The organism is Brevibacillus sp. SIMBA_040 (assembly GCF_046535075.1).
GTDB lineage: Bacteria > Bacillota > Bacilli > Brevibacillales > Brevibacillaceae > Brevibacillus.
Genome location: NZ_JAWRXI010000014.1, coordinates 120,322 through 140,558, shown reverse-complemented (window position 1 = coordinate 140,558; position 20,237 = coordinate 120,322). Strand labels below are relative to the sequence as shown.

The window sequence follows — 20,237 nt, the reverse complement described above, 5'->3', positions numbered from 1 at the left end:
CCACTATCGAGGCAAACACAGGGATGAGCGACCGCGTTTTAGCGGAAGGTTATTCTTGCTAAATCAGGATGCGAATATGTGAGGTTGATACTTTCTGATTTAGTATGAAAATCACTATCGAGGCAAACACAGGGATGAGCGACCGTGTTTTAGCGGAAGGTTATTCTTGCTAAATCAGGATGCAGAGTCGTGTAGTTTATACTTTCTGATTTAGTATGAAAACTGGCGCCAGACAGAAAATAGCGCTAGTAAATCAAATTATGCATGGAATGGGAGGCAGTAGGCATCAACCACACAGCTAGGCAAGCCAGTAAAGGAGGTGATATTTTTTCAAAATAGAGCGCAATTCGTTTGATGCAACTGATACCAAATGATTTATGGTGAAGGGGGTAGTTCATTTGGAAAACCAGCTTTCATTCAATCGCACGTTGACGCTGCTGCCAGTTGTTTTGTTTGGACTCGCCTATATGGCTCCCATGACTGTCTTTTCCACTTACGGGGTCGCATCCGAGGCTTCGCAGGGAATGTTGCCTGCTGCCTATCTGGTTGCATTGATTGCCATGATGTTTACTGCCTACAGCTACGGGCAAATGGTAAAAGCGTATCCGGTAGCTGGCTCTGCCTACACGTACACGCAAAAAGCAATGAACCCCCATATCGGGTTTCTGGTTGGGTGGGTGGTCTTGACGGATTATTTGTTTTTGCCCATGATCAATTTTTTAGTCGCGGGGATTTATTTGTCCGTCGCTTTTCCATCTATTCCTACTTGGATATGGATCCTTTTGTTTATTTCCGCAATCACGACTATCAACCTGCTCGGAATCAAGCTGACGACAAACATCAACGCGTGGTTAATTTCCTATCAATTTCTTGTCATCGCACTGTTTATCATTCTTTCATTCAAAGGAATTGCAGAAGGGATGGGGACGGGCACGTTTTTCTCCATGCAGCCTTTTTATAACCCGGAAGTGTCATACTCGTATGTGCTTGCAGGCTCTGCGATTTTATGCCTTTCCTTTCTCGGCTTTGATTCCGTTACAACCCTCTCCGAAGAGACGATTGATGCCAAAAAGACGATTCCCAGAGCAGTGTCCCTTATCGCATTGATCGGCGGCTGCATGTTTATTTTCGTATCTTATATCGGTTATCTGGTTTACCCCAATTATACGTTTACTGACCCGGATTCAGCTGCTTTTGAGATTGCGCAGTACATCGGGGGAACCTTGTTTAGCTCGATGTTTCTCGCCGGTATGATCGTTTTGTGCTTTGCGTCAGCCCTATCCTCACATGCCAGCGTGTCCCGACTTCTCTTTGCAATGGGACGAGACTCCGTCCTCCCGAAAAGAATTTTTGGACATCTGAATCCACAGTTCAATACTCCGATCTACAATATTATCATTGTCGGCATCTTTTCCTTATCCGCGCTCTTCATAGACTTGGTTACAGCAGCATCCTTTATCAATTTTGGGGCACTCGTAGCCTTTACCTTTGTAAACCTTTCTGTCATTTTCCATTACTTTGTTAGACAAAAGAAGCGTTCTCCAAAAGAGTCCATCCGTTATTTTGTACTGCCGCTGATCGGCTCGCTTTTCAACATATGGCTATGGACCAATCTGAATGTGAACTCCTTGCTGCTTGGATTGATTTGGGGAGCGATTGGACTGATTTACCTGATGTATTTGACGAAGATGTTCCGCAAGCGTCCACCTGAAATGAATTTGGAAAATAAAGAATCTTCTGTCGAAACGCGTATACCAGCATCATAATAAGACCCATGCGATGGGGGAGCGAGGAAAGAAGGGGAGACGATTGGCAGTTCATGAGAGGGAAAAAGCACATCTGGTCTTGGCAAGCAATGCGATCTTTACCGGAATCGCTGATCAGGTGAGCGCCGGCGCAGTGGCGATTACTGACAATCGGATAACAGCGATTGGATCTATAAAAGAGATAAAGCCATACATCGGTCATGAAACGCGTGTGTATGATTACGGTGATCAGTTGATCATGCCGGGCTTTCACGATTTTCATATCCATTTGCTGCTGGGTAGTCTGTATCACGATTGTGTCAACCTGCTGTCTGCAACGTCAGAAGAGGAAGCGGCTCAGATGGTCAAGCATTTTGCAGATAGCCGACAGGATGATTTGTGGGTCTTCGGCTTCAGCTGGTACCATGTCTATTGGAAAAACAAACAGCTGCCACATCGTGCTACGCTAGATCGTCTCATCCCGGATCGCCCTGTCTTTCTGTTCAACGCAGAATGTCACGGTGCCTGGCTCAATACGAAAGCGCTGGAGCTATTGAACATTACGAGAGAAACGGAAGACCCGCCGTTTGGTCATATTCAAAAAGACGCACAGGGTGAGCCAACCGGATTTTTATATGAAACGGCGATGGGGCTGGCCAGAGAAGCATTCCATTTGCCAGTCGCTCAAAAAAATAGATTGCTGCGCGGATTTATGAATCAGGCAGCGAGCTTGGGGATTACGTCCATCAATGACTTCTTTCCTTTACCGGGCTTGGAGCTTGGAGATTTGGAGTTGTATCAGTCATTTGAAAAAGCAGGTGAACTAAAAGCCAGGATTCATTTTCTTGCTGCACTCGATGGCAATTTGGAAAGACCACGCTTCCTGCGCAGGCAGTACGCTTCGAGTAAGCTACGATTTTCCGGTTTAAAACAGTTTTTGGATGGAGTTCCCACTACCTATACAGCTTTGTTAGTTGATCCGTATTCAGATCGACCAGAAAGCAGAGGTGCCACGTTAATTCCGCCAGAGACTGTGAAGCAATGGGTCGTGGAAGCAGATAGAGAAGCGTTTCGTGTGCGGCTGCATGCCTGTGGGGACGGTGCGGTACGCTTGGGACTGGATTGTTTTGAAGCGGCCAGAAAGCAAAATGGAGCCAGAGATTCCAGACATACGATTGAGCATATCGAAGTGATCCATCCTGATGATATTAACCGTTTTGCCCAGCTAGAGGTGATCGCCTCGATGCAGCCCGAGCATATGGCAGCAGCGCAAACATTTGCAGACAACTGCTACCCAAATCGTTTTGGCAAAGAGCGTGATCCGTATACATGGCCGATCAAAACGTTATTGAAAAACGGAGTATCACTTGCTTTTGGCAGTGATTATCCGATTGTGCCGTTAGACCCGATGACGGAGATTTATCGGGCAGTGACCAGATTGCATGACGATCATCAGCCAGCGGGCGGCTGGAATCCGCAAGAGAAGATCTCGATGGCAGACGCCTTGCGTGCCTATACACAGGGTCCTGCCTATGGCGTATTTCGCGAGCATGAACTAGGAACACTTGCCCCCAACATGCTTGCAGATGTGATCGTACTTAACCGTAATCTGTTTACGGTAACCCCGGATTTGATTCGAAAAACAAAAGTGGTACTGACAATCATGGATGGTCAGGTCGTATACGACCGGGATGCTTCAGAGAATAAGGAGGACTTCTCACTTTTAAGAAATGATTCTCACTTGGAATCGATGCGGTTTGAATAGAAAAGAGTGAATTTTCGTGTAAGTAATCGTTTTATTTCTAAAAAATGAGAAAAAACGCTTGAAAACAGCAAGAAAACATTACTTTTTCGGGTGGCATAATTATTGCATTTATTCGAAAGTGTGTAACAACTACAATCGAAAAGGATGGATAAGTATGGAACGCAAGACAAGAGAAGAAGCTCTGGAATTGGCGGCAGAGGTGCTGGAGTTTATTCAAAGTGAAACTCTTTCAGTTGATCAAAAGAAAAAAATCGTATCTGATTCTGTAGATAACTTCAGCAATTATGTAACCAAAGCGATACTGGCTCATCGCAAGTCTGTCTCCAATGATTTTTCCGTCGTCGAATGGGAGGACGAGGCAGCTGTATTCCGGGATACGATGGGAGATGAGTACATTGATTGCCTGGGTGGCTACGGCGTTTATTTGTTAGGGCACCGCCATCCAAAGGTCGTCAAGGCTGTTGAGGCGCAAATTAAGCGTTATGCGCTACATAGTCAAGAAATGGTTGATCCACTGCGCGGATACTTGTCAAAGCTCGTTGCGTACATCACACCAGGGGATCTGCAGCACTCTTATCTCGTAAACTGCGGAACAGAAGCGAATGAAATGGCCTTAAAGCTGGCGCGTCTGGCAACGGGCAAAAAGTATTTCATTTCAACGGAAAAAGGCTTTCACGGTAAAACGCTGGGATCGTTGTCTGCTTCGGGGAAAGGCACGTTCCGTGAGCCGTATTTGCCGCTAGTCCCTGGATTCCAGCACGTACCTTTTGGTGATGCTGATGCAGTTGAGCAAGCGATCCGTATTCTCATCAATACAGGGGAAACGGTGGCAGGGGTGATTGTCGAGCCAATCCAAGGCGAGGGCGGCGTTAATATCCCGCCGGATGACTACTTGCCACGTCTGCGTGAAATTTGCGATCGATACGAATGCCTGTTGATCGTCGATGAGGTACAAACCGGCATGGGGCGGACCGGAACGATGTTTGGGGTCGATCACTGGAATGTTGTTCCCGATATTATGACTTTAGGAAAAGCGTTTGGCGGCGGTGTGATGCCGATTGCAGCGATGGTTGCCAAGAAAAAATGGTGGGGCAAAATGGAAGAAAACCCGTTCCTCCTCGGATCGTCCACCTTTGGCGGGAACCCACTGTGCTGCGCTGGAGCGATCGCGGGCATTCATACGATTCTGGAAGACAACATTCCTCAAATGGCAAAGGAAAAAGGTGATTATATTATGAAGCAGCTCAAGGAAATCCAAAGCCGCCATTCCGATATTTTTGTCAATGTCCGTGGCAGAGGGCTCTTGATCGGAATGGAGTTCGCAAATAACAGCTTCGGATATACACTGGCAAAGCGCCTGTTTGGGAAAAAAATCCTGGTTGGCGGTACGTTAAACAACGCTACAGTCATTCGCCTGGAGCCACCTGCCATCATTTCGTACGAGCAAATTGATTATGTACTGGCTTGCATCGAGGAAGGTATTGCACAGCTATCCAAGGAAACAAAAGTGCTTCGTTAAGGGGGATTCATCCATGTCCATGCCGATAAAACAGATTTACATCGACGGAGAATGGGTCTATTCTCAATCGCAAGAAACCTTCCCTGTTCTCAATCCTGCTACAGGTGAAACGATTGCGATCGTAACCAAAGGCGGCAGGGCGGATGCCCAAAGAGCGATAGCGGCAGCCAGGCATGCCTTTGATGAATCTGGCTGGGCAGAGACTCATGCCCGTCAACGGGCGGAGATTTTGAACCGTGTTGCCGATTTGATTGAGCAGCGAGCGGATGAATTTGCGAAGCTGGACACACAAAATAACGGGAAGCCGCTACGAGAGTCTACCTATGATGTCTCTGACGCTGTCAATCAGTTTCGTTATTACGCCGGATTGTGCACAAAACCGACTGGGCAAACGTATGACGTGCCGGATGATATTCAAGCCCTCGTCGTGCGGGAGCCGATCGGGGTAGTAGGTGCAATTACGTGCTGGAATTACCCGCTAGTCATGAATGCCCAAAAGCTTGCTCCAGCGCTGGCTGCTGGCAATACGATTGTTTTAAAGCCCGCTGATCTGACACCGCTGACGACGATTTTACTATTCGAGTGCTTGGAGCAAGCAGGCTTGCCCGCGGGTGTTGCCAACCTGGTGACAGGACCTGGAAGCGAGGTCGGGGACGAGATATCCAAAAACGAGCTGGTAGACAAGGTAGCGTTTACGGGTGGTACTGAAACGGGAATTGCCATTATGAAAAATGCTGCGGATACGGTCAAAAAGCTATCGCTTGAGCTGGGCGGCAAGTCACCAAACATCGTATTTGCCGATGCTGATTTTGAGACAGCCGTCGATTATGCCCTGCATGCGATTTACGCAAACCAAGGCGAAGTATGCTCGGCAGGGTCACGCTTGATTCTCGAAGAAAGTGTTTATGATCGCTTTCTTGATCGGCTGGTTGAACGCGCGCAAAAAATTGTGGTAGGGAACGGAATGGACGAAGATACCGAGATGGGACCACTCATTTCCGAATCTCATATGAATCGTGTATTGTCCTATATTCAGCTCGGAATCGATGAAGGGGCAAAGCTGTTGTGTGGTGGAAATCGTCTGGTGAAAAATGGATTGGAAAAAGGGTTCTTCGTCGAGCCGACCATCCTGGAGGCTGCTGATCCATCCCTTCGAATCGTGCAGGAAGAGATTTTTGGACCCGTTCTCGTCGTACAAAAGTTCCGGTCAGAAGAAGAGGCAATCCGTTTGGCAAACGGCACTAAGTACGGTCTGGCAGGAGCCGTCTTTACAAATGACGGGGCCAAGGCCCAGCGTGTCATCCGCAAGCTTCGGGCAGGAATTACCTGGATTAATACGTATCACCCTACCTTTAATGAAGCGCCATGGGGGGGATACAAGCAGAGTGGAATTGGCCGCGAGCTAGGGACTTTCGGTTATGAAGCTTACACAGAAGTAAAGCAAATCAACATTAATCTGCAGGTCAAACCGTCTGGATGGTTCCGCAATTAATGGGATAGCATATCAAATGAACAAGGGAGGTACCACTGGTATCTCCCTTGTTCATTTGATTCAGTATGTTTGTTCCATTACATAAACTTACGTCCTATTCTCATCCGCGAGAATCTGATGGGCATCTATTTTCCGGTAAAGGGTGGCGAGCCCAATATCCAGCTTACTAGCGATAAGTCGTTTCGCTTCCAGTCCATGTCCATACTTTTTCAGCATTTCGATCAGAATTTGTTTCTCGTGATCCTGAAGCATATTTTTTAGCGACTGTTCATCTGCTTCGGCAATCACTGGTGCAGGAGAACTGCAAGCAGTACGAATACGCGGAAGAATACTGTCCATATCCAAATAAGAGGACGTCGTCATATTCACGGAGTATTCAATCGCATTTTCCAATTCACGCACGTTGCCGGGCCAATGATAGCTGGTAAAAGCTCTCCTGACCTCAGGCGAAAAAGTGAGCGGGCTGTGCTCAGACATTTGGCTGTACTTTTCGAGAAAATAATCCATGAGCACCGGGATGTCCTCTATTCTTTCAGAGAGAGGCGGCATATACAGCGGAATGACATTCAGACGGAAAAACAAATCCTCCCGAAACTCCTTTGTCCGAACCATTTCCTCCAAATCTTTGTTGGTAGCAGAGATGACGCGAATATTTACAGGGATTAGACGATTAGACCCGACCCGCTCTACCTGCTTGGATTGCAGCACATGCAGCAGCTTTACCTGCAGATGAAGGGGGAGATCGCCAATTTCGTCCAAAAAGATCGTTCCACCATCGGCCAATTCGAATTTTCCGGCTTTGCCTTCGCGTCTCGCACCTGTAAAAGCACCACTGACATAACCGAATAGCTCGCTTTCTAACAATGTCTCGGGGATGGCTCCGCAGTTGACGATAATAAACGGACCCGTCCGCCTATTACTCGCGAAATGAATAGCAGCAGCCATCATTCCTTTGCCTGTGCCGCTTTGACCAGTTATCAATATATTGGAGGTTCCTCTAGCCACCTGCTCTGCTTGCTTTTTCACAAGCGAAAGGGCTCGGCTCTGTCCATATATCTCTGAAAAAAAGAGATCCTTCTGCTCGCTGGTTAGCTCATACGCCAATCTCCTCGCATCTGCCATCCGTCGAAAGGTAGCGACAACTCCGACAACCTCATCCTGGATTAGAATCGGGCGTGCCGTTACGATTAAATGCATGTCATGCTGGTCCAACTGGTAATGCTCCTCCTGTTGTATGTAGCCTTTTCCTGTCTGAAGCACCTCGAGCATTGGGGAGTTTGACCAGATTTGCTCGATAGGTGTGTTGATCAATTGCTGTTTATCCATCTGGACAAGCTGCTCGGCCGTTTCATTGCAATTCGTAATGAGTCCATTTTCATCAATTGCAATGATTCCTTCATGGATAGAACCGATCAAGACCTCCAGCTTTTGCGTAGTCTTAATCCACTTGTTGAGAGCGGCTTGCTCGGAAATTTTACTGGTCAACAATTCCGACATGCGTTGCAAATAGGTGAGCAGTACGAGCTTGTTCATAACGAGAGAACGGCGCTGGATTTCATCAAAAGCGATCAGACCGATGACGCCAATGACAGCTCCATCATAATGGATGGGAGCACAAACCTCCGCGAGTTCTTCGGTACCTCCTGTGAGGACAGATGGATCGTAGGAGGGATCATTGCGCGCATCCTCGACAAAGAAAGGCTGATTGGTTCGAATGACGCGCCCATACAAATACCCTGCTTCAACCTGACCTTCTTCCTCCTTCATATTAATCATATCCTTGTATTTTCCAGTACCAGCTATGATTGTCATCTCATTATCGACGATTTCGGTTTCGATCTGCAGGACAGCGGAAATAGCTTCTGCAACTTGCTGGACCGTGTGCTGAATCTCCTTCAAAAGACTCACGTGTACACCTCCATCAATCCTTTTTTGCCTGATAGTGCCTATTTACAAAGGTAATAATTAGTATTTTCTCTTTTTTTAGAATAATACCTCTTTCTATTTCAGTTATTATTTATGAGAATAGAGAAAAGGAAGAGCAACAACAAAAGCAGGTCGTAGGGCAACCAGAAGGGAGCTAAAAAGATATGAACATCCAAAATATCAAAGCGTTTATTTATGTCGTACAATTCGGCAGCTTTAACAAAGCGGCGGAAGCCTTGTATTTATCGCAGCCATCTATCTCAGCGCGCATTCGTTCACTAGAGAACGATGTCAGCCAAAAGCTGTTTATCCGGGATCGCAACAAGTGTGTGCTGACGGATGCCGGGAAAAGCTTCTTGCCTTATGCTGAAAAGATTTTACGTGAATATCAGGAATCGGTTTATAAGATGAATCAGCAGCTGTATATACCGGATCAAGTAAAAATTGCCTGCTCCATTTCCATCTCGAACTATGTCATCCCCCAAATTCTCCCTGTTTTGCAAAATAGGTTTCCGGCATGTCGGTTTAAGATCGTTTCGGATCATTCGGAATCCTCGCTATCTAAAGTATTGAATAATGAAGTAGATTGTGGTCTCATTCGGGAAATTATTCATCCACGCATTGACTCCACCGTGTTGTTGAACTATCGCGTAGGGTTATACGCACATCCTGATCATCCATTAGTGCGACAAGAGAGCGTCACCATCGAACAGGTAGTCGAGCACAATATCATTTTCTATGATCATAATTCTCCGGAATGGTTAGGGATCAGGAGCTTGCTCGAGACGGTCAAGTTTCAACAGCACTTAATTGTAGATATTGATAACATGGAAGCGGCCAAAAGGCTGGTCATGAAAGGGATGGGGATTTGTTTTCTCCCGGAAAATGCCGTAGAGGACGAAATGAATAGTCATCGATTGGAAAAAGTCCCACTCGTTCTTCCTCTGGAATTTACAACGAGCATCGCACTCGTTCATCTAAAAGATGAGGAAATATCGCCAATCGTGTCCCATATCAAAAGCATGTTTGTGTGAGCAGCGAACCAGCGTGTAGGTTATGAGTCCGAGCGCGGGTTTTCTTTCTATTGGATTTCGCACAGAAATGCTACTAATAAAGATTATCTATTAGTTGATAAATCTCTCGGATTATTTTTGTTTCCGCTTACATGATAGTCTTGGACATAAGACGTCTGAATCTTTTGATAGAAAGGGGATCCATAATTTGTGAGCTTACAAGACGGAACTTTAGGGATTAATCTCCTTACCTCGACAGCCATTGGTGTGATACTGCTTTTACTTGGGATGTGGATAAACAAAAAGGTTAGCTTTTTCAGAAAGTACTGTATTCCAAGTCCCGTTATTGGCGGATTCAGCTTTGCCGTCCTGGTCTGGCTTTTAAAAGAGTTCGAGATTGTGCAGGTGAAGGTCGACAATACGATGGGCGATTTGCTTATGTTTGTTTTCTTCGTCACGATCGGATTGGCAGGGAGTCTTTCTTTAATAAAAAGAGGCGGGAAGGTCTTATTCTATTACATTCTCGTATGCTGGGGATTGGCTATCTTCCAGAATGGATTTGGTGTGGCACTAGCGTCCTTGCTCGGAATTGATCCATTGCTTGGAATAGCTTCAGGTGCGGCTGCATTAGAAGGCGGGCATGGTATGGCAGCAGCGATGGCACCCTCCATAGAAGCAGCGGGTGGAACAGGGGCCTTAACAGTGGGACTTGCTGCAGCGACATATGGCTTGGTTGCGGGGAGCTTAATCGGTGGACCTCTGGGTAACTGGTTGATCAAGAGGAATAAGCTGAAGATCGAAACGGATGACTCGTGGGAGAAAAGCGTGGATCTCTCAGAGGAAAAGAAACCAGCGAAAAACATCAATTATAAAGATGTAGTGACGGTAATCGCAGTTGTTCTCATTGTTTTGGCTTTCGGTACCAACGTAGCCAAATGGTTGACGAATATCACAGGGTTTACGATTCCAGGACATGTCTTCAGTTTATTTGTTGGCTTGCTTTTTGCCTCCTTTAATAACAAGAAAAATATCGTCAAGATCGATAGCAAAACACTGGATGTTGTATCCGTAGTCGCACTTGAGCTGTTCCTAACCATGGCGATGATGAATTTGAAAATTTGGGAGCTGTATGATCTTGCAATCCCTCTACTCATTATCTTAGTTGCCCAAACGATTGCTATCATTTTGATCGCATGGCTAATTATCTTCAAAGTGACTGGAAAGAACTACGATGCAGCATTACTGGCAGCCGGTTTTATCGGTCATGGACTAGGTGCGACAGCAAATGCTTTAGCAGTAATGGATGCGGTAACAAAGAAGTATGGCCTGGTTTCACGTAAAGCCTTTTTCATTATCCCCGTAAGTGGATCAATGCTAGTAGATATCGTTGGAGTACCATCCAGCGTTATTTTTTCGAATCTATTTGCTCATTAAACTACTAACTCTACCATTGGAGGTACGATCATGAAAAAAGTAAACATGCCGATTACAGGGATTTGTACGTTCGCGAAATACCCGATTTGTGATGATCTCGAAAAGCTGGATGCCGATGTCGCGGTTCTCGGGGTTCCTTATGATACGGGAGTTGGATTTTTATCGGGATGCCGGTTTGGTCCGAGACGTATTCGTGAGGTGTCCACGCACTACGGACGAGGAGACGCTGGTTTTTATGATCCGGAAAGAGACGAGGTATTCCTGGGCGCATCCGTCAAAATCGTAGATGTTGGAGATGCGGATGTCGTTCACGGAGATATTCAGGGGTCCTTTGATGCGATTGAATATGCTGTCAGCAAAATTAGAGAAAAAGGAGCGATACCAGCCATCATGGGTGGCGATCATTCCATCTCGATACCAATCGCCAGAGGATTAAAGGATGAAGGGGACGTGACCGTCATCCAGTTGGATGCTCACCTGGATTGGTCAGACGCACCTGGCGGACAGCGCTTCGGAAATGGCAGCCCGATGCGGAGAATGTCGGAAATGAGTCATATCAAGGAAATGGTGCAAATCGGGTTGCGTGGTCTCGGCAGCAGTCGAAAAGAAGACTTCGAAGCAGCCAAAGCGTATAAAAGCAAATTGATTTCAGCGAAGGAAGCGACGCAGCTAGGCGTGGAAGGCATCCTGGCGCAAATTCCGAAAGCAGATAAGTACTATGTCACCATTGATATTGATTGCTTCGATATTTCCTTGGCAACAGGTACTGGCTCGCCATCGCCTGGTGGCTTCTCCTATGACTTTTTAAACGACATTTTGATCGGAATCGCGGAAAAAGGCAATGTGATTTGCTTTGACTTGGTTGAAGTAGCACCACAGTATGATCCTACAAACGCAACCACACGCGTAGCAGCTATGACCATGCTTAATTTTATGGGGCACATTCTGAAACAAAAAGAAAAAAGAGAAGAGAAATAGTACGCATAGTCATGATGGAGAAGCGAAATCTCTATCATGGCTTTTTTTGTACTTCATGCCACTTTGCCTCGATAGAGTTTTTTTATTTGGGCGGTATCCATTTTTGTTAACAGAGAGTACGGCTATAATGAATCATAAATGAAAAAGCTTGTGCTGAGAGGGCTGAACATGACAGATCAGACAATCAAGGAAAGAAAGCTACTATTGCAAGAGGTTGAGGGCCTGCTGTCGTTAATCACCTTACCCATTCTCGTTGTCGATACGACTGGTATACAAGTAATCAGGATTACACCAATCGCGTTTATCTCAGTAGTGCTAGCCTCACTTCTGACGTCTTTATTTTCGAGTGTGGCTTCAGCTGGGCTTGAGTATCGTAAATCATAATGGATCATGAAGTTTCCACCCCTGTATAGCAAAGAGTGCCTCGAAAGTTACATTTTTCGGGGCTTTTTTGTGTTAGCATGGCTAGCGTTTTTGATATGATAGAGAGGTGTAAGAAATTGATCAGTAATGTTTTTGGAGGTAGTCATGAAATACGACGTAATCTTATTCGATGTTGACGATACATTAATGGATTTTAAAATGACGGAAGAAAACGCCTTGCAAAACACGTTTGCAGCGTTTGGGTTTCCTACTGGACTTGCCGATTATGGTGTTCAATACAAAGAAATCAGTAAAGTGCTGTGGAGAGATTTAGAAGAGGGTCGTATCACAATCGGTGATTTGGGCGTAGAAAGATTTCGGAGATTGTTTGCTGTTGATCAGCCTGAGCTGGATGCAAAGGCTTTTGGTCATGCCTATTTAGAGAACCTGGGAAAAGAAGTACACCTCATCCCGGGCGCGGTAGAATTGTGCAGCCAGCTCGCAGGCTGTCGGCTGGTGGTCATCACAAACGGGTTTGCATCCGTGCAAACCGCGAGAATCGGTGCTTCACCGCTGTGTCATACATTTGAACAATTGATCATTTCCGAGCAGGTAGGCTACAAAAAGCCTGATCGGGAAATTTTCGAATATGCCTTTTCCAAGCTGCAGCTAACAGATAAAACAAAGGTGTTGATGGTCGGGGACTCATTGACCTCCGATATTCAGGGAGGCAATCGTTTTGGCATCGATACATGTTGGTACAATCCGCTGCAAAAAGAAAATCATTCGGGGATTCAGCCAACCTATGAAATAAAAGAGCTTGGGGAACTGCTTTCCATCGTAAACGGAGAAGAGTGATTCTGGGTACAGTATTAGCTTTTCTCATCCGGTAAGTGTATTTGCCAGATCTATCATGTAAGATGGAAGAAATACAGCTAGCACGTGAATCTAGCGATAGGAGCCATTCAAATATGTATCGTACGTTAGAAGAATGTATTCTTGATTTGGAAAAAAACGGACATTTGGTGCGCATTACAGAGGAAGTTGATCCGTACCTGGAGATGGCCGCCATCCATCTGAAGATGTATGAAGTTGGCGGTCCGGCTCTGCTTTTTGAAAATGTCAAAGGATCGAAGTTTCGAGCAGTTTCCAACTTGTTCGGTACGATCGAACGCAGCAAATTTATTTTCCGTAGCACGTGGGCAGCGGCAGAAAATGTGATTGCACTGCGCAACGATCCGATGAAGGCGCTAAAGCATCCTTTTAAAAATATGGAGAGTGGCTTTGCTGCTTTGAAAGCATTGCCGATCAAAAAATCGACGGGCACACCCGTTACTTACCAAGAAATCAGTATCTCCGACCTGCCACTGATCCAGAGCTGGCCAATGGATGGAGGGGCGTTTGTTACGCTACCGCAGGTTTATTCGGAAGACCCGGAAAAGCCTGGTATCATGAATTCGAATTTGGGCATGTACCGTGTTCAACTGACCGGCAATGAGTACGAAATTAATAAAGAAATCGGCTTGCACTACCAAATTCATCGCGGGATCGGCGTCCATCAGGATAAAGCCAACAAGCTTGGGACGCCGTTGAAAGTGAGCTGCTTCGTCGGCGGACCTCCTGCACATACACTTTCAGCTGTGATGCCCTTGCCAGAAGGAATGAGCGAAATTACGTTTGCAGGCTTGCTCTCCGGCCGTCGTTTTCACTACAGCTATGATGAGAGCGGCAATTGCATTAGTAATGATGCTGATTTTGTCATCACTGGAGAAATTCATGCCGGGGAAACGAAGCCGGAAGGGCCATTCGGCGATCATCTGGGCTATTACAGCCTGACACATCCGTTTCCGGTCATGAGAGTAAAAAAGGTTTATGCCAAGCCAAACGCAATTTGGCCTTTTACCGTGGTTGGACGTCCACCACAAGAAGATACTTCCTTCGGTCAGCTAATCCACGAATTGACGGGCGATGCGATCAAGCAAGAAATTCCTGGGGTTAAAGAAGTTCATGCGGTTGACGCAGCGGGTGTCCACCCCTTGCTTTTTGCCATCGGAAGCGAGCGGTACACCCCTTATCAACAAGTGAAGCAACCAACAGAGATGCTTACGATCGCAAATCGGATCTTAGGAACAGGTCAGCTCAGTTTGGCTAAATATTTGTTCATAACAGCTGAAGAAAATCGACCGATCACGACCCATGATGAAATAGATTTTATGACATACATTTTGGAACGGATCGACCTACGCAGAGACATTCATTTCTATACGAATACTACGATTGATACCTTGGATTACTCAGGAACGGGCTTGAATAGTGGCAGTAAAGTCGTTTTCGCAGCCTATGGCGAGCAAAAAAGAGAGCTGTGCAAGGAAGTGCCAGATGCTTTGAAGGAGCTGCGTGAATTCGGCAATGCACGAATGATCATGCCAGGTGTTGTCGCCATTCAAGGCGCTGTTTTTACGGATTATGCGAGCGCGCAAAAAGAGATGCAAAGCTTGTCTGATGCGATTAAGGACAGAGGCTCGATTGAATCCTGCCCGATGATCATTGTCTGTGATGATAGCACGTTTTTGAGTGCTACGCTTTCCAACTTCTTGTGGGCAACCTTTACACGAAGCAATCCGTCGCACGATATTTACGGCGTCAACAGCTATTATGAAAACAAGCACTGGGCATGTGACAATGTCATTATTGATGCCCGTGTCAAGCCACATCAAGCGCCGCCGCTCATTCCAGACCCCACTGTGGAAAAAAACATTGAGCGATTGTTCGTCAAAGGAGCAAGCCTGGGCGGTATTCTCTAGTAAGTTCAATTCGTGTATGGTTCCTTTTGTAAGAAAAACAAAGCAACGGTTTTTTGATGACCGTTGTTTTGTTTCATCACGTAAACGGAAGGCGAGGGCTCGATGAATTTTTCCGACCTTGAGATCACCGTACAAGCGGATGTTGTGATTGGTGGTCATGTGAATAATGTAAAGTATTTGGAGTTTTTGGAGTCAGCGCGTCAGACTTGGTACGAATATTTCAACAGTTTGGGCTTTGTCTCATTTATGGCTCACTTACGCGTGGATTATAAAAAAGAGGCTTTTCTCGGTGACCAGCTGCACATTCATACCGCTGTACATCAGGTTGGAAATACTAGCTTCGTTCTTAAACAAATGATTAAAAATCAACACGAAGAGTCTGTACTGGAAGCAGAAGCTACCTTTGTCTCGATCTGTCAGCAGACAGGACAAAAAATCCGCGTTCCCGATGAGCTGCGCAACCGTTTGTAGACTACATCGGCCCCGTCATTTTTTTCATTTTTCGGTAAACAGTGCTGCGACCAATTCCGAGCAATCGTGCCGTCTCGGAAACATTGCCGCCTGTCTTATGCAGCACATCCACAATCGCGTCATTTTCCAGCTTTTCCAGCTCTCCGGTTGGAGCTGCTGTTTGCGTTTAGGTTGACAGAATGTACGCTGGAAAACAGCTAGTGTCTACAAATCCGTCCTCCGATAAAAAAGCGGCTTCGCGCAGTGCTGCTGCCAATTGTCGCACATTGCCAGGCCAGGGATAATTCTCGATCAATTGCTCAGCAGCAGCTGAAAGCGAGAGGGGTCCCTGGTTTAATTGTGTTTCTATGCCAGCGAGCAAAAGTCGGGCTAGCGGCATTCGATCTGCTCGTTTGCGAAGAGGGGGAAGAATGATATGCACACCTTGCAGGCGGTAAAACAGATCGGCACGAAAGCTGCCTTCCTGAACTTTATTCCACAGGTCCGTATGAGTAGCGGTAATGATCCGTACATCTACATGAGTAGGCTTGGTACCTCCAACACGGGTAACGCTTAAATCCTGTAGCACCCGCAGGAGTGCGACCTGCATCTCCATCGGCATTTCCGCGATTTCATCCAGAAAGAGTGTGCCTCCATGCGCTTGTTCGATTTTTCCTGGCTGTCCTGTTTGCTTTGCACCTGTAAAAGCGCCCGCCTCATAACCAAACAACTCACTTTCCAACAAGCTTTTTGGGACTGCTCCACAGTTAATCGCGACGAAGGGCTTGCTTGCACGGGGGCTGGCCATATGGATCGCTTGGCTGACAATGTCTTTACCTGTCCCGCTTTCCCCTGAGAGCATGATCGTGTAATCCGTAGTCGCGGCGCGTTTGGCGAGACGAATCGCCTTCAAGAATGAATCGTCGCTTCCAAAAATGTCATCAAAGGTATAGAGCGTGGAGCCATCAGCTCGCTTTTGCCTCTGTTGTGCTTTTGATACATCACTCCACGCGATGAGGGGTGGGCGGGTATCAATCAAAACGGATGCTTGCCATCTGTTATCGACGCCGTTCCCGTTCCCCACAAGCAGCGTGTCCGATCGCAGCGCACCTGAAGGCCTATGCAACAACGGCTCCATATCAGTCAACAGATCAGATAGCTGAATATTCCCCATCAAATGCTTGTCCAGGTGGAGCAGCATCTGTGCTTCCCGGTTGCCGCCTGTGACGACGCCATCCTGATTGACCGCTACTAATGCCCGATGTTTGCCAGGCTGCTGCGGTGAGAGGGAAAACACGAGTTGACGGTCAGGGCGATGGATGAGAAGCCAATCCTCGATTTTTCGTGCCATGGCATCAACCATGCCTAGCATAGATGGATGATACTTTACAGCTAGTCCGCTGAAATCCATGATCGCAAGCAATTCCCCATATGGATCAAAAATCGGAGAGGCGGCACAGTACAGCATGTGATTCGCTTCCAAATAATGTTCTGTGCCTACGACGGCGAGTGGCTTCTTTTCAACGATCACTGTTCCTGCCGAATTCGTACCCCGTACCTGCTCAGACCAGCAAGCGCCTTGGTGAACCTGAATTTTTTCCGTATCCTTTAAAAACGAAGGATCGCCTTTACTTTCCAATATGTATCCGGATGTGTCACAGATAATCACAATCGAGTACGACGACTTCAGCCAATAGGCCAAATGCTCCATAGTTGGAGCGATCTCTCTCATGAATTCTTCTTTTTGCTCCCTGTACTGCTTGAATTGAGATTGCTCAAGTATGGCATCCTTCGCTGTTAAGGCATTGACTCCATTCATTCGACTGCGTTCCCATGATTTTTTCAGCAAAACACTAGTGGGCTCCAGCAAGGTTTTCACCCCTCGTCAAAAAATGGAAAATTCTAAAAATATTGTACCACAATTCTCGTGAATTCGAGCAATTGTATCGATCAGATGAAGCAACTGTTTCATTTTGAACCACCATGAGTCTGCGCAAAAGGCATGATGTAAGCGTTTTCTGATTGGCATAAAACATGCTTCTATCAATCATCGAAAGCACAACAAATAGGTAGAGGAGGCAATCGGATGGCAGAAACGGTAAAAGTCGCATTGGACCCTCGGGTGGAAGCATTCCTCGCTACAGGTCCGAAGAAGCTGTTTATTGGTGGGGAGTTTGTCGAGTCGCTCTCTGGAAAAACCTTTGAGTCGATCGATCCGTCCAGCGGCGAGATTATTACAGCCGTTTACGAAGCGGACGCAGCTGACGTGGACAGAGCGGTAGTGGCAGCAGAACGGGCATTTCATGGAGATTGGGCGAAAGTAAGCCCGAGCGAACGCGGCCGTATGCTTTGGAAGCTCGCAGATTTAATGGAAGAACACGCGGAAGCACTCGCCCAGCTCGAAACGATTGATAACGGTAAACCGGTTACGCACGCTCGTGCCGCGGATGTACCTCTTGCCATCGATCATTTCCGTTACTATGCGGGATGGTCCACGAAATTGTCTGGAGAGGTCATCAATAATTCTGCTGGCAGAAACATGCTAACATACACACGCCGTGAGCCGATTGGTGTCGTCGGACAAATCATTCCTTGGAATTTCCCACTGCTGTTAGCGGCATGGAAGCTTGGTGCTGCACTTGCTACGGGCAACGTTGTCATCTTAAAAAGCGCTGAGCAAACTCCACTTTCGGCCATTTATCTGGCGGAGCTGATTCAGCAGGCAGGCTTCCCTGAGGGCGTGGTCAACATCATTACTGGCTACGGTCCAACGGCTGGTGCTGCGATAACGAATCATCCCCGCATTCGCAAGGTCGCGTTTACCGGATCTACCGAGGTCGGGAAGTTGATCATGCAGGAAGCCGCAGGCAACCTCAAGCGAGTATCGCTGGAGCTAGGTGGGAAATCTCCGAATATCATTTTCCCGGACGCGGATTTTTCCAAAGCGATCCCAGGAGCTTTGATGGGTATTTTCTTTAACCAGGGACAGGTTTGCTGCGCGGGTTCACGCTTGTTTGTACATAAAAAGGTGTATGACAACGTGCTGGCTGACATGAGCAGCTTTGCCGCCAAAATGAAGCAAGGTCCCGGGCTTGACGAGTCTTCGGAGATCGGTCCGCTTGTCTCAAGCGAGCAGTTTGAGCGTGTCTCCGGTTACTTGCAAAAAGGCTGCGATGAGGGTGCAACGGCACTCACAGGTGGCTCCCCGCTTGACGGAGCCGGTTACTTTGTCCCGCCAACAATTTTTGCTGATGTAAATGATCAGATGACGATTGCTCGTGAAGAGATTTTCGGACCTGTCGTTGCTGCTATGCCATTCGATGATGAAGCACAAATCGCAGACGTCATTCGCCGTGCAAATGATACAGAATATGGGCTAGCTGCTGGCGTATGGACAACGGATATTCGCAAAGCGCACAAGGTTGCACATTCCCTCGAAGCCGGAACTGTCTGGGTGAACTGCTACAATGCCTTGGATGCAGCGGTGCCATTTGGCGGCTACAAGCAGTCAGGATACGGACGTGAAATGGGCTCCTATGCGTTAGACTTGTATACAAACGTGAAATCAGTCTGGGTCAACCTCGATTAGCCAAATCCGTGTTAGAAGCTGAAAGGAGGAGTATGTGATGAGAGCAGCACAAATTATGGAGCATAGAATGCCACTTCGTATTGGAGAGGTGCCAGACCCGACTCCAGGACCAACAGATGTTATCGTGCGTGTAGAGGCATGCGGCGTTTGTCGAAGTGACTGGCATGCTTGGATGGGAGATTGGGCGTGGATTGGATTAAGCCCGCAATTGCCGATCATCCCGGGACACGAGCTAGGGGGAGTAATCGAAGCGGCTGGCAAGGACGTGAAAAATTTCCGACCTGGAGATCGTGTCACAACCCCTTTTCATGAGGGATGCTCCTACTGTTCCAATTGTCTGAGCGGTCATTCCAACCGATGTGACAACCTGGCGATCTTTGGGTTTAGCTACGATGGTGCGTATGCAGAGTATGTGAGAGTACCAAACGGAGATTTTAACCTGATCCGTCTTCCAGATGAAGTAGACACGCTGACGGCTGCTGCAATCGGTTGCCGATACATGACAGGGTATCACGGCGTTTTGCGGGGAAATGTACAGCCTGGTAACTGGCTTGCGATTCATGGAGCAGGTGGTGTCGGTTTGTCAGCCGTGCAGGTGGGAAATGCGGTAGGGGCGATGGTGATTGCAGTTGATGTGGACGATGCCAAGCTTGCCAAGGCAAAGGAAGAGGGTGCAGTTGCAGTTGTAAACGCCCGCAAAGAAAACGTAGTGGAAGCGATCAAGGAAATTACAAAAGGTGGCGCTCATGCTTCCATTGATGCCCTCGGAATTCGTGAAACCATTCTCAATTCAGTGTTAGGCTTGCGCAAAGGTGGTCGACATGTGCAAATCGGCTTGACGACAAAGGAGGAGGGAGGAATGGTGGACCTGCCCATCGACGCAATTACAGCGATGGAGCTGGAGATAGTGGGCAGCATCGGAAATCCACATTCTGCCTATGACGGGCTGCTGGCTTTGATTGCGCAAGGCAAGCTGAATCCGGGCTCGCTCGTTTCAAAACAAGTCGCCTTGGATGACGTATCTGGTATCCTGGACGACATGACCAACTTTCAAACGTTTGGCTTTCACGTCATTACGAAATTTAGATAATAACGGAGAAAAAGTCGGCAAAACTGTCGGCTTTTTCTGTATGCAAAAAAGGCTTCCTCTTCACGCGTA

General features: G+C 47.1%; 16 protein-coding genes. 13 read left to right on the top strand and 3 right to left on the bottom strand.

Annotated features, from left to right (window positions below):
- The first annotated feature begins 398 nt into the window (after positions 1-398).
- From SB752_RS22520 to SB752_RS22505, 4 genes are all read left to right on the top strand, one after another.
- Positions 399-1,766, top strand: a complete 1,368-nt coding sequence (locus SB752_RS22520; protein ID WP_410717775.1) for an APC family permease — start codon at positions 399-401, stop codon at positions 1,764-1,766.
- Positions 1,767-1,809: 43 nt separating this feature from the next.
- Positions 1,810-3,510 (top strand): amidohydrolase, encoded by a 1,701-nt coding sequence (locus tag SB752_RS22515; protein ID WP_410717774.1) that lies wholly within the window; start codon positions 1,810-1,812, stop codon positions 3,508-3,510.
- 154 nt (positions 3,511-3,664) lie between these two features.
- Entirely contained in the window at positions 3,665-5,029 is a 1,365-nt protein-coding gene (locus SB752_RS22510; RefSeq protein WP_410717773.1) for a putrescine aminotransferase, read from the top strand.
- A 13-nt stretch (positions 5,030-5,042) separates the two neighbouring features.
- Complete coding sequence (locus tag SB752_RS22505) at positions 5,043-6,521, top strand: aldehyde dehydrogenase family protein (protein ID WP_410717772.1); 1,479 nt, start codon at positions 5,043-5,045, stop codon at positions 6,519-6,521.
- 87 nt (positions 6,522-6,608) lie between these two features.
- Here the strand turns inward: SB752_RS22505 and SB752_RS22500 are convergent, their stop codons facing one another.
- Positions 6,609-8,429 (bottom strand): sigma-54-dependent Fis family transcriptional regulator, encoded by a 1,821-nt coding sequence (locus SB752_RS22500; protein WP_410717771.1) that lies wholly within the window; start codon positions 8,427-8,429, stop codon positions 6,609-6,611.
- A gap of 182 nt (positions 8,430-8,611) precedes the next feature.
- Here SB752_RS22500 and SB752_RS22495 point away from each other — a divergent pair, with 182 nt between their 5' ends.
- From SB752_RS22495 to SB752_RS22465, 7 genes are all read left to right on the top strand, one after another.
- A complete protein-coding gene (locus SB752_RS22495; RefSeq protein ID WP_410717770.1) occupies positions 8,612-9,481 on the top strand; it encodes a LysR family transcriptional regulator in 870 nt (289 codons plus the stop codon).
- A gap of 189 nt (positions 9,482-9,670) precedes the next feature.
- Entirely contained in the window at positions 9,671-10,894 is a 1,224-nt protein-coding gene (gene gltS, locus SB752_RS22490; RefSeq protein ID WP_410717769.1) for a sodium/glutamate symporter, read from the top strand.
- A gap of 30 nt (positions 10,895-10,924) precedes the next feature.
- Complete coding sequence (locus SB752_RS22485; protein WP_410717768.1) at positions 10,925-11,872, top strand: agmatinase; 948 nt, start codon at positions 10,925-10,927, stop codon at positions 11,870-11,872.
- A 168-nt stretch (positions 11,873-12,040) separates the two neighbouring features.
- Entirely contained in the window at positions 12,041-12,256 is a 216-nt protein-coding gene (locus tag SB752_RS22480) for a hypothetical protein (protein ID WP_410717767.1), read from the top strand.
- Positions 12,257-12,400: 144 nt separating this feature from the next.
- Positions 12,401-13,093 carry a YjjG family noncanonical pyrimidine nucleotidase gene (locus SB752_RS22475; RefSeq protein ID WP_410717766.1) on the top strand — a complete coding sequence of 231 codons (693 nt, stop codon included), beginning with the start codon at positions 12,401-12,403 and terminating at the stop codon, positions 13,091-13,093.
- A gap of 113 nt (positions 13,094-13,206) precedes the next feature.
- The gene (locus SB752_RS22470; RefSeq protein WP_410717765.1) at positions 13,207-15,039 is read left to right on the top strand and encodes a UbiD family decarboxylase; all 1,833 of its coding nucleotides are present in this window, start codon (positions 13,207-13,209) and stop codon (positions 15,037-15,039) included.
- Between the two features lie 102 nt (positions 15,040-15,141).
- Positions 15,142-15,510 (top strand): acyl-CoA thioesterase, encoded by a 369-nt coding sequence (locus SB752_RS22465; RefSeq protein ID WP_410717764.1) that lies wholly within the window; start codon positions 15,142-15,144, stop codon positions 15,508-15,510.
- A gap of 1 nt (position 15,511) precedes the next feature.
- Here SB752_RS22465 and SB752_RS22460 read toward each other — a convergent pair whose 3' ends face one another.
- Both SB752_RS22460 and SB752_RS22455 read right to left on the bottom strand, forming a co-directional pair.
- Positions 15,512-15,640, bottom strand: coding sequence for a helix-turn-helix domain-containing protein (locus SB752_RS22460; protein WP_410717784.1), 129 nt, complete (start codon positions 15,638-15,640; stop codon positions 15,512-15,514).
- A 36-nt stretch (positions 15,641-15,676) separates the two neighbouring features.
- The gene (locus tag SB752_RS22455) at positions 15,677-17,359 is read right to left on the bottom strand and encodes a sigma-54-dependent Fis family transcriptional regulator (RefSeq protein ID WP_410717763.1); all 1,683 of its coding nucleotides are present in this window, start codon (positions 17,357-17,359) and stop codon (positions 15,677-15,679) included.
- Positions 17,360-17,575: 216 nt separating this feature from the next.
- Here SB752_RS22455 and SB752_RS22450 point away from each other — a divergent pair, with 216 nt between their 5' ends.
- A complete protein-coding gene (locus SB752_RS22450) occupies positions 17,576-19,078 on the top strand; it encodes an aldehyde dehydrogenase family protein (protein ID WP_410717762.1) in 1,503 nt (500 codons plus the stop codon).
- Positions 19,079-19,115: 37 nt separating this feature from the next.
- A complete protein-coding gene (locus SB752_RS22445; RefSeq protein WP_410717761.1) occupies positions 19,116-20,168 on the top strand; it encodes a zinc-dependent alcohol dehydrogenase family protein in 1,053 nt (350 codons plus the stop codon).
- Positions 20,169-20,237: the final 69 nt, after the last annotated feature.

Bases quoted from the DNA above. Each gene is read 5' to 3' on its own strand.
- SB752_RS22510 (WP_410717773.1), top strand. From the start codon at position 3,665: ATGGAACGCAAGACAAGAGAAGAAGCTCTGGAATTGGCGGCAGAGGTG.
- SB752_RS22505 (WP_410717772.1), top strand. From the start codon at position 5,043: ATGTCCATGCCGATAAAACAGATTTACATCGACGGAGAATGGGTCTAT.
- SB752_RS22495 (WP_410717770.1), top strand. From the start codon at position 8,612: ATGAACATCCAAAATATCAAAGCGTTTATTTATGTCGTACAATTCGGC.
- SB752_RS22485 (WP_410717768.1), top strand. From the start codon at position 10,925: ATGAAAAAAGTAAACATGCCGATTACAGGGATTTGTACGTTCGCGAAA.
- SB752_RS22480 (WP_410717767.1), top strand. From the start codon at position 12,041: ATGACAGATCAGACAATCAAGGAAAGAAAGCTACTATTGCAAGAGGTT.
- SB752_RS22475 (WP_410717766.1), top strand. From the start codon at position 12,401: ATGAAATACGACGTAATCTTATTCGATGTTGACGATACATTAATGGAT.
- SB752_RS22470 (WP_410717765.1), top strand. From the start codon at position 13,207: ATGTATCGTACGTTAGAAGAATGTATTCTTGATTTGGAAAAAAACGGA.
- SB752_RS22465 (WP_410717764.1), top strand. From the start codon at position 15,142: ATGAATTTTTCCGACCTTGAGATCACCGTACAAGCGGATGTTGTGATT.
- SB752_RS22450 (WP_410717762.1), top strand. From the start codon at position 17,576: ATGGCAGAAACGGTAAAAGTCGCATTGGACCCTCGGGTGGAAGCATTC.
- SB752_RS22445 (WP_410717761.1), top strand. From the start codon at position 19,116: ATGAGAGCAGCACAAATTATGGAGCATAGAATGCCACTTCGTATTGGA.